This window comes from Chryseobacterium sp. P1-3, assembly GCF_000738495.1.
Classification (GTDB): Bacteria; Bacteroidota; Bacteroidia; order Flavobacteriales; family Weeksellaceae; genus Chryseobacterium; species Chryseobacterium gallinarum.
Genome location: NZ_JPEQ01000007.1, coordinates 806,620 through 822,590, shown reverse-complemented (window position 1 = coordinate 822,590; position 15,971 = coordinate 806,620). Strand labels below are relative to the sequence as shown.

10 protein-coding genes are annotated in these 15,971 nt (G+C 41.1%); 9 read left to right on the top strand and 1 reads right to left on the bottom strand.

Features of this window, described 5'->3' with window-relative positions:
• Positions 1-61 precede the first annotated feature (61 nt).
• Together HX13_RS26375 and HX13_RS12210 are read left to right on the top strand one after the other, a co-directional pair.
• Positions 62-181, top strand: a complete 120-nt coding sequence (locus HX13_RS26375; protein WP_128572389.1) for a LysR family transcriptional regulator — start codon at positions 62-64, stop codon at positions 179-181.
• Positions 182-329: 148 nt separating this feature from the next.
• Positions 330-953, top strand: coding sequence for a LysR substrate-binding domain-containing protein (locus HX13_RS12210; RefSeq protein WP_128572388.1), 624 nt, complete (start codon positions 330-332; stop codon positions 951-953).
• Between the two features lie 289 nt (positions 954-1,242).
• Here the strand turns inward: HX13_RS12210 and HX13_RS22520 are convergent, their stop codons facing one another.
• The gene (locus HX13_RS22520; protein WP_156173307.1) at positions 1,243-1,386 is read right to left on the bottom strand and encodes a bacteriocin-like protein; all 144 of its coding nucleotides are present in this window, start codon (positions 1,384-1,386) and stop codon (positions 1,243-1,245) included.
• A 248-nt stretch (positions 1,387-1,634) separates the two neighbouring features.
• Between HX13_RS22520 and HX13_RS12205 the strand changes: the two genes are divergently transcribed.
• The 7 genes from HX13_RS12205 to HX13_RS12175 all read left to right on the top strand — a co-directional run bounded on the left by HX13_RS12205 (position 1,635) and on the right by HX13_RS12175 (position 15,689).
• Complete coding sequence (locus tag HX13_RS12205) at positions 1,635-2,507, top strand: alpha/beta fold hydrolase (RefSeq protein WP_050021290.1); 873 nt, start codon at positions 1,635-1,637, stop codon at positions 2,505-2,507.
• A gap of 45 nt (positions 2,508-2,552) precedes the next feature.
• Positions 2,553-3,146 (top strand): dihydrofolate reductase family protein, encoded by a 594-nt coding sequence (locus HX13_RS12200; RefSeq protein ID WP_050021289.1) that lies wholly within the window; start codon positions 2,553-2,555, stop codon positions 3,144-3,146.
• Positions 3,136-3,534 carry a VOC family protein gene (locus tag HX13_RS12195; protein WP_238555277.1) on the top strand — a complete coding sequence of 133 codons (399 nt, stop codon included), beginning with the start codon at positions 3,136-3,138 and terminating at the stop codon, positions 3,532-3,534. Before HX13_RS12200 ends, HX13_RS12195 begins: the two co-directional genes overlap by 11 nt.
• Before the next feature lie 647 nt (positions 3,535-4,181).
• Complete coding sequence (locus HX13_RS12190; protein WP_128572387.1) at positions 4,182-11,867, top strand: non-ribosomal peptide synthetase; 7,686 nt, start codon at positions 4,182-4,184, stop codon at positions 11,865-11,867.
• On the top strand, positions 11,860-12,366 hold the full coding sequence (locus HX13_RS25610; protein ID WP_050021287.1) for a condensation domain-containing protein: 507 nt from the start codon (positions 11,860-11,862) through the stop codon (positions 12,364-12,366). Before HX13_RS12190 ends, HX13_RS25610 begins: the two co-directional genes overlap by 8 nt.
• Positions 12,317-14,707 carry a non-ribosomal peptide synthetase gene (locus HX13_RS12180; protein ID WP_050021286.1) on the top strand — a complete coding sequence of 797 codons (2,391 nt, stop codon included), beginning with the start codon at positions 12,317-12,319 and terminating at the stop codon, positions 14,705-14,707. The genes HX13_RS25610 and HX13_RS12180 overlap by 50 nt, the downstream gene beginning before the upstream one ends.
• On the top strand, positions 14,691-15,689 hold the full coding sequence (locus HX13_RS12175; protein ID WP_185113605.1) for a thioesterase domain-containing protein: 999 nt from the start codon (positions 14,691-14,693) through the stop codon (positions 15,687-15,689). The genes HX13_RS12180 and HX13_RS12175 overlap by 17 nt, the downstream gene beginning before the upstream one ends.
• Positions 15,690-15,971: the final 282 nt, after the last annotated feature.

Below are 15,971 nucleotides of genomic sequence, written 5' to 3'. Positions count from 1 at the left end.
AGTAAAATTTATTAAAAAAAATACTTATTTATCATCAAACTTATTCCTAAATTGCATTAGTATGGATATAGAAGTATTACGAAACTTTTTAAAGCTATCCGAAACATTAAATTTTACAAAAACCTCGGATAAGGTGTTTATTGCACAACCAGCTCTCAGCAGGCAAATAAAAAAAGCTTGAAGATGAACTGTCAATTGTATTATTTAAAAGAAACAAGAGAAATGTAGAGCTTACCCCTGCGGGGGCATACTTTAGAAATGAGGTCCAGAAAATAATCAATCAGCTGGATTACTGTATTAAGCAAAGTGCACAGATTGAGAAGGGAGAAATGGGCGAAATCAGAATTGCATACACTCATTCGGTAATGCAGTCTTTTTTACCGGATCTTGTAAAAAAGCTGAACCATGCCTTGCCAGGAATCAAAATCATATTGATAGAAATGTCAAATACCCGCCAGGTAGAAGCTATAAGAAACAGGGAAATAGATATCAGTCTTTCCACTAACCCTACCATTAAAGGCAACTTAAAAAGCAAGGTGTTAAAAGAAGAAAACTTTGCTGTTGTTTTGCCTAAAAACCATCCAATAAACCATTCAAATTTTGTAAGTGTGGCTCAGTTTGAAACCGAGTCTTTTATATTAGCTCCGAAAGCTGATGGAGAATTGTATGTAGGAATCATTGAATCAATATGTATTGATGCCGGATATTTACCAAACGTAATTCATGAATCTTCCCATGCCAGTACAGTTATAAGACTTGTAGAAGCGGGGATTGGGATCACCATTGAGCCGCTCTCCGGATTAATCAGGTATCATAATAATAACATTAAATACATAGAATTAAAGAATATAAAACAAAAAGCGATCATTGTTATGTTATGGAATGCTGACCTGGAATCTACTCACGCCGGGATATTCTCATTAATTAACGACTTTGATTTTTATAATACATAAGATAAAAGTCTACCGGTTACAAGATGGTTTTATTTAGGCTATAGCAACAAATCTGATCATTATAAAAGCCTTAGAGTTTGGATTCTAAGGCTTTTTTATTCTGATTATGTATATGCTGTTAACTTAGTATATCACATGGCGCTACACAAACAATCCAGGGACATCTTTTTTTCCCCGGTGGTGGGCAGCATGCCTCAGAGCAGGTTAATGTTCCGCCATTAATATTTTTCAAATGCTCTCTCGGAATTTTCTTATAATTTTTCATAATCAAGTAATTTAAGTGTACAAATTAGGGCTGGTTTCCACCACCACATCCGTCATATGGCATGCATTGCCATTTTCCGTTGATTAAGCAAATCTGGCCTCCAGGGCAATTAATACCACCTTTGATCGCTTTCAGTTCCTGTCTTTCGATTTTCTTTAAATTTTTCATAAGAATATTGTTTTAGTTCAACCCGAAATTAATCAATTTTCGTCAACTAAAGTGTAATTATTTTGAAAATATTTAACTAAGGTGGGGTTTATTTTAAGTTTTTTGCTTTAAAATCTTTTGAACTGAATAAAATATAAAGCATTAAAATACATTACTTCCAAAAAATCTTGCCTTGTGACAAGTCGGTTTTCATAATGGCTTGGTAATTTTGAGTATGAATATTGATTAACTTAAATCCAGATAATATTATGAAAAATACATTCACTCCGGCTCGTTTCTTAAAGCCGCTACTGATAGCAATTATGATGTTTGCTGTATCATCATTATACAGCCAGAAAATAAAACCTTCCGTAAGCGGTTATATACCTGTTAACGGAATCAAAGTTTATTATGAAGTATATGGTGAAGGGAAACCTCTTGTACTCTTACATGGTGCTTTTATGACCATTGATACGAATTGGGGACAGCTGATCCCTGACTTGTCGAAAAACCGGAAAGTTATCGCCATCGAGTTGCAGGGACACGGGCATACTCCATTTTCAGACAGAAAATTATCACACGCTAATCTGGCAAGCGATGTCAAAGGAGTAATGGATTATCTGAAAATTGATAAGGCAGATATTGCCGGATACAGCTTTGGCGGTGCAATAGCTTATCAATTTGCCATACAAAACCCTGATAGACTTAATAAACTGGTAATAATCTCTGCAACCTATAAAAATACAGGCTGGATACCGGAGGTAAATAATGTCTTTAAAACAATGAAACCTGAACTGTTTACTAATAGTCCCATGCAGACTGCCTATGACCAGGTAGCTCCCGATAAAACAAAATGGACAAAATTTTTAGAGCAGATGATCGCTGCTGCAGGCCAGCCTTTTGATCTGGGCGATGCCAATATTTCTAAGATTTCTGCACCTGTTTTAATTATATCCGGTGACAATGATGGACTGGATAAGATTGAACTTGCAAAAACATATAAGCTATTGGGAGGCGGAGTTTCTGCCGATCTGTCCCCAATGCCAAAATCCCGCCTGGCTATTATTCCCGGACAGAGCCATGTGAGCCTGATGATGCAGACCGCAACAATCCTGAATGAGCTGAACAGTTTTTTAAAGTAACCGGTTGAATGGAATATAAAATATCTTAATTAAAAAATAATTACAATGAGAAAAATAAGTGTTTTATCAATGATTACTTTAGATGGTGTGATGCAGGCTCCCGGCGGACCTGAAGAAGATACATCCGGTAATTTTGCATATGGAGGCTGGACAGTATCTTACGGTGATGAACTTTTTGGACAAATTATGCAGGAGGAAATGAAACCTGCTGACTACCTTTTGGGAAGAAAAACATATGATATTTTTTCGTCATACTGGCCGGGCCATGCAGATTTCTGGCCGGCTATTAATAAAGGGACAAAATATGTTTTATCTCAAACCATGGAAAAATCAGATTGGGAAAATACTGTTTTCCTTAAAGATGTGGCAGAAATACAGAAGCTTAAACAATCCGAAGGACCCGATATCCAGGTTTGGGGGAGTAGTGAACTTATCCATCTGTTGCTGAAGCATGATCTTGTCGATGAATTGCGGCTTAAAATTTATCCGCTGATCCTTGGCGAAGGCAAAAAACTGTTTGACCATAATGCGGTGCCAGCAGCCTTTGCTTTGACAGAGAGCCATGTGACTTCAAAAGGAGTAATTATTGCCGTTTATAAACGTTCCGGAGAAATAATAACCGGTGATATTGAAATATAAACAGATTATTGTATTGGATATGAATGTAAAATTTGAAGCAGGAATAAATATTGCCATAAAAATTCCAAAAAATAAATACGAAAAAACAGTTGCTTTTTACCGGGACATTCTCAAACTGGAGGTAGAAGAAAAACCGGTTGATAATCCAACTGTTTCCAGGACACATGAAGTAAAATTTGGAAATAATATAATATGGCTGGATTGTGTAGATAACTATACCCATTCCGAAACCTGGTTGCAGCTCACCGTTCCTGATGTAGGAGAAGCTACGGAATATTTACAGTCAAAAGGAGTAGAAACCTGTGACGAAATAGAAGAACTTCCCGAAGATATGCATTGGATTATGGATCCGGCAGGGACTGTTTTTAATATACAGAAATCACAATAATTACTTGATTACCATAATAACGCGAGATTTGCGATAGTTTTGATTTATCGTTTCAGATTAAAAAGATACAGGTCATCAGGCCTGTATCTTTTTTATTGTGCATATAGCCAGATAAAAAGCTTTTTTTATAGTTTTTTTTTTCATAAATGTCACTGATATAAGAATTATTTTTTTATATTTATCACGCACCAAAAAATTACAACTATGAATTATACCTTTCTTATGATGAATATGCTTCAGTACCGGTATTATCTTTCAATACCGGATCAATTGAATAAAGTTTAAGAGATGTGAGATCATACATCAGAGTGTCTTACTTTAGAGATCAGCACAAGAAAGTGTTCTTCTATTTACTACACCTCTGAACGCTTCCCAAAGATGTTAACAGGAACCTGCCATTTGAAGCCGATGCAGATTCTGATTTTTTGGTTACTATCCGGCTTTTAACCTGAGAAATTTATTGTTTAAAGCTATATCCTTGAAAGCATGCTCTGTTTCAAGAGGATAAGAGCATGGTTAAGAATGAAATATATCCAAATAAATGTTGGATAGAGGATCATCTCTGGCTTTCCTGTTTCATAGCAGCCCGGATGGTGAATAAATGATAAATATTAATGACAAAAACTAATTTCTAAACTAAGATCTAAATGAGTACACTCAAGTATCCTTTACATCCCTCACAACGGGAAATTTTTATTGACCAGATAATGAACCCCGACAGCGTGCGTAATAACCGTGGGTGTTATTTAATATTAAAAGGACCCGTGGAGAAAAACCTTTTCTTTTCAGCAGTCAACCAGATGTTATCTGCTCATGATGTCTTTCAGCTGCAGTTTAATGCAGATGAATTAGAATCAATGGCTCACCTTGTTCCAGCTTCTTCGGTCGCAGTTTTTTCAGAAAAAGATTTTACCGGAGAATCAGAAGAACAAGCATTATCATGGATGCAGGAACAATTAACGGAACCCGTACTTTTACAACCGGGAAGCTACCCACATTATCATTATTTGCTAAAGATCAGTGACGATACCTATTGGTATTTTATGCACTATCATCATATTATTCTGGATGGTTGGGGATTGGCAAATGGGTTCAAGGCATTAGCGGCATGTTATCGTGAATTAAAAGCAGGCAACAATCCGGTCATAAAAAGCCAGTCTTACGCCATTGCAATGACCAAAGCACACGATGATTATACCTCTTCTGCATACGAAGAAACCAAAAACTATTGGAAAAAGAAATTTAAAGATCCGCTTCCTTCGCTGCTCGAAAAGAAATATACCATACAAAAGGAAGATCAGAGCGGTATATATACCATACAATTGGATGAAAAGCAAAATGCTTGTTTAGCAGATCTGAAAGAACATACCGGTTCCGGCTTGTCTGCACTTTCGTTAGCCATGCTCAATGTATATTGGGCCCGGATTACCGGGGAGCATGAATTTGCTTTAGGGATAACTCTACATAAAAGAAGAACGGATGAAGAACGTTCCTGTGTGGGAATGTTTTCGGGTGTGTTGCCATTTCATTGCCGGTATGATCCGGAGAAATCCTTTACCGGGTTACTAGCTGAAATAGCCTCCGGACAAAAAGAAAGCTATCCGCATTATCGTTATCTGGTTTCCGATTTTAAAACACTATTCCCGGGTGATGAAGAAAAAATATCTCCCCTTGAGATTATCGTAAACCATGCAAGACTTGATTTTACACTGGATTTTGGACCTGACCTGTTTTCAGATCTGAAACTGATAAGGCACAATCACCAGTTATTTCCATTAGAAATATTCTGGCGGGAATTCGGTGAAAATCACCCTTTACATATAGATTTTATATACAATAAAGCTTATTTTTCTCCTGACGAAATACAACTTTTTGCGAATCGTTTCCTGCATATTCTCGAACAATGTGCGCAGAACCCTGAAATCAAACTAAAAAATATTGCAGTAATACCCTCTGAAGAATTGTTACTGATAGAACAATACTCTAATGAGAAGATTACATATACTTCTGATGATACCATTTTATCAATGTTTGCGGCACAGGTTGCTGCCCGTCCGGATGCGGTCGCGGTTATTTCGGGAGAAGAAAAACTTACGTACTCAAAGCTTGCAGGTCTTTCTGATGCATTGGCTGTACATTTAAAAGAAAGGGGAGTGGCTCCGGGTATGCCGGTGGTTGTATGTATGGAGCGTACCGCTGAATTGATGATTGCTGTTCTGGCCGTTCTCAAGGCAGGTGCAGCCTATGTGCCTGTAGAACCGGATTTCCCGGCAGAACGGTTACAGGTGCTGATGGCAGAAATAGAAAGCAAAACTGTAGTAACTACCGGTGCTTATGCATCTTTGTTCAGTAATTCGGAAGTTGTTTGTCTGGATGTTTTATCCTTAGTTTTGGGAGAACCCTTACATGCTGCAGTGGATAGCGGAGACATGGCTTACATTATGTTTACCTCAGGCTCAACAGGCAAGCCCAAAGGAGTAATGGTTACTCATCGTAATGTAACCAGCCTGGTAAAAGCAACAGAATATTTTCCGATTACAGCAAATGATTCGATATTGGCAGGCGGATCTTTTGCCTTTGATGCCAGTACTTTTGAATACTGGGGCGCTTTATTGAACGGAGGAACACTGGTGATGGCTACCAAAGCGGAATTAATAGATACTGCAACATTAAAAACCATTATTCGAACGAAGGGTGTGACTAAAATGTTCTTCACAACAGGATGGTTTAATTTATTGGCAGATACAGATGTTTCGGTATTTGAGACATTGGAAGCTGTGATAGTCGGAGGGGAGCGCTTTTCTATCCGGCATGCACGGAAGATACAAGCCCATTGTAAAGACTTACGAATTGTCAATGGCTATGGACCTACCGAAAATACAACCTTTTCAATAGCGTACACAATTAATGATACTATTGAATCAGGAGAAACACCAATAGGGACGCCCCTTCAATACCGAAGTGCTTATATCCTCAATAACCACCAGGAACATGTTCCCATTGGTGTAACGGGAGAACTTTATCTGGGCGGAGCGGGATTGTCTGATGGATATTACAACCGTCCTGAACTTACAGCTAAAGTCTTTATTCCCCATATATTCAAAGAAGGGAGTGGCGAAAGGCTTTATAAAACCGGTGACCTGGTTCGCTGGTTACCTGACGGGAATATTGTTTTTGCAGGACGTACAGACGATCAGGTTAAAGTAAGGGGATTCCGCATAGAACCTGGTGAAGTAACAGCTGTACTGCTTCGGTCACCGATGATCAGGCAGGCAGTGGTGGTTGCCCGGCCTGATGCTACAGGCAGTTACCAGTTGGTAGCATATGTAACGGCTTCTGACCATACTTACCAGAAAGAAGATTTGTTACAGTGGCTTGAAATGCAGCTGCCTGGTTATATGATTCCGGCCCATATCATTGTATTGGAAGCCCTTCCTCTCAATGCTAACGGTAAGGTAGACCGTAAGGCCTTACCTGTTCCTGAACAAACACGGTCCGAACAGGATAATGTCCCACGCAATGCAACGGAAAGTCGCCTGGCTGAAATCTGGCAGGAACTGTTACAGGTCTCTAAGGTCGGTATCCATGATAATTTCTTCCATCTGGGAGGGCATTCTCTGATGGCAATGCGGGTAAGTGCCTTTATCAAAAATGAATGGGGACTGCGTGTGGCTCCTACTGTATTGTTTAACTGTAAAACCATTGAACGCCTTGCTGCCCATATTGACCAGCTCAAGGGCCAGGATCCTGCAGGCAGTATAATCCGCTCCCCGGAACATTATACAGATCAAAAGCTTCCCCTTTCCTTTGGCCAGGAACGCCTATGGTTTATAGACTGCCTGCATGGTAGTGTTCAATACCATATTATCTCTGTATTCAGGCTCAAAGGACCTCTTGATATACCATCCCTTGAAAAAGCACTGGGATATATTGTAGACCGTCATGAAGCTTTGCGTACTGTAATCCGTGAGGAGGAGGGTGTTCCTTACCAGCATATCCTGGAGAAAAACAACTGGAAGGCTGATATTTATAAAGGTGAGCCATTGGATGAGCAAGGTGTTGATTCCCTGATAGATGATTGGGTGAGAACCCCTTTTGACCTTTCAGCAGAACATATGCTTCGTGCCCATCTCATTCCGGTTTCTTCCTCTGACCATATATTGGTAATCAATATTCACCATATCGCGGCAGACGGCTGGTCTATGTCTGTTTTATCAAAAGAGCTTGATCTTTGCTACCGGGCTTATCTTCAGGGTGAAGAACCTGAATTGGCTGAATTGCCATTACAATACAAAGAGTACTCAGTTTGGCAGCGCAGACAGGAATCTCTTTTAGAAGATAAACTGGAGTATTGGCAGCGTAAACTTAATGGAGTAACTTTATTGAATATGCCTACTGACTATGTTCGTTCTGCACGGCAAAGTGTCCGTGGGGATTCGATGAAGTTCAGGGTAAATAAAGAGCTTACCGGGCAGCTTAAATCCTTCTCTGTAAGGGAGGATGTTACATTGTATATGACGCTGTTGACAGCCTTTAAGGTGCTTCTTCACCGTTACTGTTCGCAGGATGACATTTGTGTGGGCGGAGCCATATCGGGGCGTTTACAGCAGGAGTTTGAACCTTTGATTGGCTTTTTTGTCAACACCCTTGCCTTACGTACGGATTTGAGCGGGGATCCTGATTTCCGGGAAGCATTGCAACGTGTCAAAGGAACATTATTAGAAGCGTATGACCACCAGGAGGTTCCTTTTGAAAGAATTGTAAAAAAGGTAGTAGCGGAAAGGGATATAAGCCAGAACCCGCTTTTCCAGGTAGTATTTGTATTGCAGAATGCTCCGGATGCAGAAATGAATACCCTTGATGAAGTCAGCCTTGAAAAAATGAACTACCAGTATCGTACCAGCCAGTTTGACCTTCATTTTTCGGTACATGAAACCCCGGATGGCTTGTTGGCTAACGTTGCTTACTGTAATGACCTTTTCAACTCTTCAACAATAGAACGTTTGCTGGGACATTTTGAACGGCTTTTAGAATCAGTGGTATCAATGCCCGATGTAGCGATTGGGAAAATGCCGATGCTAAGTGCCCGGGAAACCGATCAGTTATTATATTCCTTCAGTGGTATTCCGGCGAGTTATCCTGCTGATCAGACCATCGTGAGTTTGTTTACCGGCCAGGCACTGCGTACCCCGGACCATATTGCCGTTAGCTTCGAGGGAGAGCACCTGAGTTACCGTATGCTTGATGAGCAATCCACCGGGCTTGCGAAGCGGCTGAAGCTTGCCGGGGTGGAAAAAGGCAGTCTTGTTCCCATCTGTACCGGTCATTGCCTGGAAATGATGGTAGGGATTTTAGCAGTCCTGAAAGCAGGTGGGGTATATGTACCTGTAGATCCTGAATACCCTGAAGACCGTATCCGCTTTATCCTGTCTGATACCCGTGCTGAAGTTGTACTGGTGCTGGAAAATACATTAAAAGCTGTACAGGATGTGTATGAATCCCTTTTCATATGCCTTGACGGAGAATGGTTCATGGAAGAGGAGCCTGTTGAGCTGCCTGCGTGTGAGCCAGATCAGCCCGCTTATATCATTTATACTTCGGGATCAACGGGACAGCCTAAAGGGGTGGTTATTCCCCACCGTAATGTGGTGCGTTTGTTTATGACTTCTGAGCCATTGTATGATTTTAATGAGAATGATGTCTGGACGATGTTCCATTCTTATTCTTTTGACTTTTCCGTCTGGGAAATGTATGGTGCCCTTTTCTATGGTGGAAGGCTGGTGATTGTTCCGCGTGTGATGGCCCGTGATACGATGGCATTTACAAGGCTTTTGGAAGAAGAGGGAGTTACCGTCCTGAACCAGACCCCTTCAGCTTTTTATGTTTTGCAGGAATCTGTTTTGCTGAATCCTGTTTCGCTGCAGGTTCGTTATGTTATTTTCGGAGGGGAAGCTTTACATCCGGTCCGGTTAAAAGGCTGGCACAAGCTGTTCCCATCCTGCAAATTAATTAATATGTATGGGATTACAGAGACAACGGTACATGTTACCTACCAGGAAATTACCGAAAAGGAGATGAATGGCAGCGGCAGTGTGATTGGTAAACCTATTCCTACATTGCGTGCTTATATCCTGGATAAGAACCTGCAGCCTGTTCCTGTAGGGGTACCCGGAGAATTATGTATTGCAGGAGAAGGATTGGCTACCGGTTACTTAAACAGAACAGAGCTTACAGCAGAACGGTTTATCAGGAATCCGTTCAGTGAAAACGATCAGGAAAAATTATACAAAGCCGGTGATTGGGGCAAATGGTTAGAAGATGGAAGCATCGAATACCTGGGACGTATAGACCATCAGGTGAAAATACGGGGTTATCGCATTGAGCTTGGAGAGATAGAGCATGCTGTAAACAAATTACCAGAGGTAATGGAAAGCTGTGTGGTGGTAAAGAACTCGGAAGATCAGACAGATAAAAAGCTGGTTTGCTATTATGTCCCTGAAGTAAATATAGTGAAACAGTTGGAGAAGTCCCTTCATCAGGATCAGGTGAATAACTGGCAGGTGCTCTATGAAGATACCTATGGTAAAATGGATGCTGCTGATGAAACAATAGAATTTGATATTACCGGCTGGAATGATTCTTTCACCGGAGAAGCTATTCCTGAACCCGAAATGAAGGAATGGCTTAATGATATCTGCCGGGTTATTCTTTCACAGCAGCCACAACATGTGCTTGAGATAGGATGCGGAACAGGGATGATTTATTATCAGCTGGCCCCTCATATCAGGCAATATACAGGAGTAGATCTCTCGCACCATTCAGTAGAGCAGATACGCCGTCACATTAAAAATCACCCGGATGATTTCCCTGCCACACATCTGCGGGCCTGTGCTGCACATGAAGTAAGACCCGACGAAATGGAACATACCGATACCATTATCCTTAATTCAGTCATACAGTACTTTCCGGGAGAAGATTATCTTACTGAGATTATTGCAGCAAATATTACCCGCCTGGATGGTTATGGACGTATTATTCTCGGAGATGTAAGAGATAATCGTCTTTTATATGATTTTAAATCCCGGTTATGTCTGGATAAGATACAGGAACATGCAGAAATTAATGAGTTCCGCTGGCTGGTAGATCAGGAGATGATGAAAGAGGAAGAACTATGTTTTGCTCCTGATTATTTTTATCAGCTGAAAAACAAGTTTCCTGAAATCACCCATGTAGATATGTGCTGGAAAACAGGAGAGGCAATCAATGAGCTTACCCTTTACCGTTTTACCGTTATCCTTCATATAGGAATAAATAAAAAACTGCTACAACCGGAATGGACGGATTGGAGTACCATCAGAACTGATCCTGAAAAATGCCTGGCTGATGATCTTCCGGTAGTGGCAATACGTGATATGCCAAACTACAGACTATGGAAAGAACAGCAGTTAGCCGCCAGGCTTGCCGATAAAACAACAATGAATGTACGTGACCTGCTGTATGCTATTGAACAGCCTTCTCATGAAACTGAAACGATATCAGCCTTGCTGAAGAGAGCAGCTGAGCGAGGATATCATATACGCATGATGCCTGCTACAAATGCTATGCATATTAATCTATTGCTTGAGAAAAATCCGGTAGCTGACTTTATAGTAACGCCTTATGAAGCGACTTCCTATATGACGTATAGCAATATTCCTCTTTTTCCGGATATCATGATTATCATGCAAAAGAATCTTAGGGAAGCATTGGCCAAAGCTATTCCTGACTATATGATTCCTGCAGATATGATAGCCTTACAGCATATGCCTGTCACGTCCAATGGGAAAACAGATCGGGGGTTTCTCTCCCGGATTGAGGATCAGCAGAGAAAACGGAGTGCCGGATATGAAACTCCGTCCAGCCCGATGGAGACCCTGCTTGCGGACATCTGGCAGGAATTATTAGGAATAGAACGTGTGGGAGCACTGGATAACTTCTTTGAGATCGGAGGAGATTCTATCCGTGTTGTAAAAGTAGCGGCACGCATTAAAAACAGAACCGGGGCAGAAGTGAGTGTAGCCGATATTTATGGGGCCCGTACCGTTCGTGATTTAGCAGCCTTATTGGAAAACGCGGATCAAGACAATAAGAATGAAGTTGTTGCAGAAATAACCCGGGAACTGTTTGAGCTGGAACAAAAATATTCGTCTTTGCCGGATTATGAAGGGGAGTTAGAATCTGTTTATCCTATGAGCAGTATTCAGAGTGGTATGATTTACGATTCATTGCGCAATCCGGACGCTGCCATTTATCATGATCAGTTTCTGTATCCTGTAAAAAAAACAATTGAATAAAGAACTTTTTGAACAGGCTTTAAAGCTGATGGCGGATAAACATGAGATATTAAGGACTGTTTTTTATCCGGGGCTTCACGATACCGGGTTACAGGCAGTGTCCCGCACGATATCAGTAACCGTAGACGAACTGGATATGTCTGATGAGGATATGCATGCAGTACAGCAATATCTGGAAAGCTATCTGGCAAAAGAACGCTTACTCTCTTTCGATATCCAGAGAGGTCCTTTATGGCGAGCTGCTCTTTTACATTGGAAGGAAGGTACTGTCTTCATTCTGCAGTTTCATCATGCTATCCTGGATGGCTGGAGTGTGGCAGCTTTTAATACGGAGCTTTTTAACCTTTATTTACAATTGGAAAAGAATCCTGTTTGCGAGCCGTTATCACGCTTAAATGGTCATTATCGTGATTTTGTGAAAGAAGAAATGAGCAGAAAAAAAGCAGGCATTGGATCATGCTTTCTGGTTAAAAGAAATGGAAGACCATCACCGCCTTGATATTTTTACCCAGGAAGAGCATTATGAAAATATTGTGGAGGGATATGATATCCGGGTATTAAATGACCTTAAAGTTCTGACGAAAAATCATGGGCTCTCCCTGAAGGGGGTATTTCTTGGGGCTGCCCTGTATGCGTTGAGTATGTTCAGCTACAGGCGTAAAATTACCATTGGCCTGGTGACCAATAACCGTCCTATAGTGGAAGATGGTGATAAATTGCTTGGATGTTTTCTCAATACTATTCCGTTTGTCTTTGAGATGCCTGGACCAGATCTATCCTGGATAGACTATTTCAGAAGGGTAGAAGATAAGTTAAAAGAGCTGGAAATCCATGACCGTACGCCACTTGCCGAAATTGCACGGATCAATGGTGAGTCTTCACCTCATGAAAATCCTTTTTTTGATGTTATTTTTAATTTTATCAATTTCCATATTTATGACGAGCTTGAGAAAGATTTTGTGAATATAGGGCTAGGAAAAGAAACGCTTACGGGAAGTAGCTTCGGAGTGGCCAATACTTTTCTTGATTTTTCCGTAAGCCTTACAGGGAATGATCTGAAAACCATTGTCTCACTTACCAGGACGCTCCAAAGCGGCAAAACCCCTCAACACCTCAAATCTTATTTCGATCATGTCTTGGATTGTTTCTGTTACCATGCCGAAGAAACAATAGGTAAACAATGGGTATTGCCTGCAGATGAACAGGAATATCTCATTAAAAACCTTAACAATACGACGAAGGATTTCTCACAAGATGCCACACTTTCTTCTGCCTTCGACAAGGTAGCAATAGATTTTGCTGATAAGGTTGCATTAATTACCCCTGAAAAAGAGTACACTTACCAGACATTGCAGGAATGGGTGGACAAGCTGGTAGCCTTACTTATTAATAGCGGTGTTACTCCCGGAATGTATGTCCCATTGATTGCAGACCGCACTGCAAATACAGTGGCAAGCATATTGGCGATTATGAAAGCCGGGGCAGCCTACGTCCCGATCGATCCTAAAACTCCTCAGAACAGGATGGCCATGATATTGGATGATACGAAAGCCGGCCTTGTTTTAGGACATCATCAGCTTGTGTTTGAACTTCCTTCCGGCGTTACATTTATTTCTACAACGGAACTTCCTGATCTGTTAACCGATGTAGAGCTTCCGGAGTTGACCTCCTTATCCTCTGCCTATGTAATTTATACTTCAGGCTCTACCGGGATGCCTAAGGGAGTACCGGTAAAACATAGATCTGTCATAAATCTGATAGAAGATTCCAGTTCGCATTTTGGTTTTACGGCGGATGAACGTTTACTCCAATTTGCAAGCTTTACTTTCGATGCATCAGTAGAAGGAATGTTCCTGTGCTTATTGAATGGCTCCACACTTGTATTACCGGGCAGTGAAGATTTATATGATCCTGATCTTTTCTGTCAGTTTGTAACCACACAACAGATTACTCATCTCGATCTTACGCCAGGTTTTTTACAAAGTCTCGGGCCTGTAAAACCAGCTCCTGCACTTAAGCGCATTGTTGTAGGAGGGGAAGAATGCCCACCGGAGCTTGCCGTATACTGGTCTCAACATGTAGATTTTTATAATGCCTACGGGCCTACGGAAACCACAGTAACGGCTACCCGGTATAAATACGCAGGTACAGCCTTAAGGAAAATACCAATAGGCAGGCCAATACAGAATGTAGCTGTATATATATTGGATGAGATGCAGCAATTATTACCGGCAGGTGTAGCCGGAGAAATCTGCATCAGCGGAGCAGGCGTAGCCGATGGCTACCTGCATCGTCCGGAGCAAACGGCTCAAAGGTTTATACGCAATATTTTTGATGACGGCCCGGATGCCGTTTTGTACCGGACCGGAGATATAGGAAAATGGCTTCCGGATGGTACTCTGGAATATCAGCACAGAGCTGACGATCAGGTAAAAATACGTGGCTATCGTATAGAACCGGGCGAGGTAGAAGCTGTATTATTAAAACATCCTGGTATTAAACAGGCTGCTGTAGTGGTGCAGGCAGATATACATCATGATAAACGGCTTGTAGCGTATGTATCACGATCTGTTGACGAACTGTCCACAGAACATATTATTTCTTACCTGCATGAACAGCTTCCTTACTATATGATCCCATCCTATATCAAGGTACTGCCGCAAATTCCGCTTACCGTTACAGGAAAGATAGACCGGAATGCTCTCAGCATTAATTCCTCAGTACAATCTGAAAGCCGCCAACTCATTCTTCCGGCTAATCCAATGGAAGATATGCTGGCAGAAATATGGCAGGATTTATTAGGTATAGATGAAATCAGTACAGATGATGACTTTTTTTGAATTAGGCGGGCATTCGCTCACTACGTTACAACTGCTTGGCCGTATACGGGAAGCAGGACATGAAATACAATTACGTGAGATACTTTCCCGGACAACTATAGCCAAACAGGCTATTTTCCTGATGAACCGTCAACAACCCCATGGAGCCTCTCATTCACAGCATAGGCATATCCGGTTGCTAAACAACAGCCATCATTCCCAGAAAATATTTTTATTGCCGGGTTCAAATGGTAATTGTGACGGGTATGATGAATTGGCAGATGCTCTTTCCTCATCAGCGAAAGTATTTGGTATTCAGATGATGGGTGTATTGGAAGGGGAAAAACCATTACACAGCATGAAAGAAATTGCCAAACTACAGCTGGACTGGATCCGGGAAATACAGCCTGCTGGTCCGTATCAGTTTATGGCGCATTCCTTTGGCGGGCATGTAATGTTTGAAATGATTCAACAATTGGAACAAGCCGGTGAGAAAGTAGAAATGGCTTCCATACTGGATATGTCCACTACCTTACCGCATATGTTTTCTGATGCGGATGCCGTACTGGATTTTGTGATCGGTTCACTTGTTAAATACGGAATATTAAAAGATTCTGCGCCGGAATGGAAGGGAAATCTGCATTCTGAATTGACAGCATTAATGTCTCAGAAGAAGATTCCGGATATCAGCGGATTGCTGAAAGATAAACTCAAAACATCTGCTGAAGACACCGGGCTTATTCTTCGTATTATTGATTTGAATATCAGTAATATGATGCTTGATTATACCATTTCGGGTAAAGTGAATGCCCCTCTTATTGTGATAAAAGCAACGGAGAATCCGGTTGCTCACGACCTTCCTGCATTTGGATGGGAACATCACAGTACATCGGTACAGGCAGCAGACGTTTCCGGAGGACATTTTACAATGCTTTATAAAGATTCAGCAATAGAAATAGCAGGTTTATTACAGCAATTCATGGTTGAAATGATTGAACAGTAAACAAAAACTTTAATAATGTTTATTGAATACACCAGGAACTTTACAGGTGAAAAAGTGAGCATTCACTTTGCAAAGGGTCAGATAAAGCAGGCCCTTTGCTGTTTTCTGACTGTGAGATGACCGGTGCTTGTTGGATTAGAGTTTGAATCCACCTACAATCAGCTCTGGAAGCTTGCACCAATATTGAAATAAGGGTAAGAAATACAAAGAAATTCGTACGTGGACTAAGAAATTTAAGCCACGAATGCAGGATAGAATTATGCATTCGTGGCTATTTTTAAG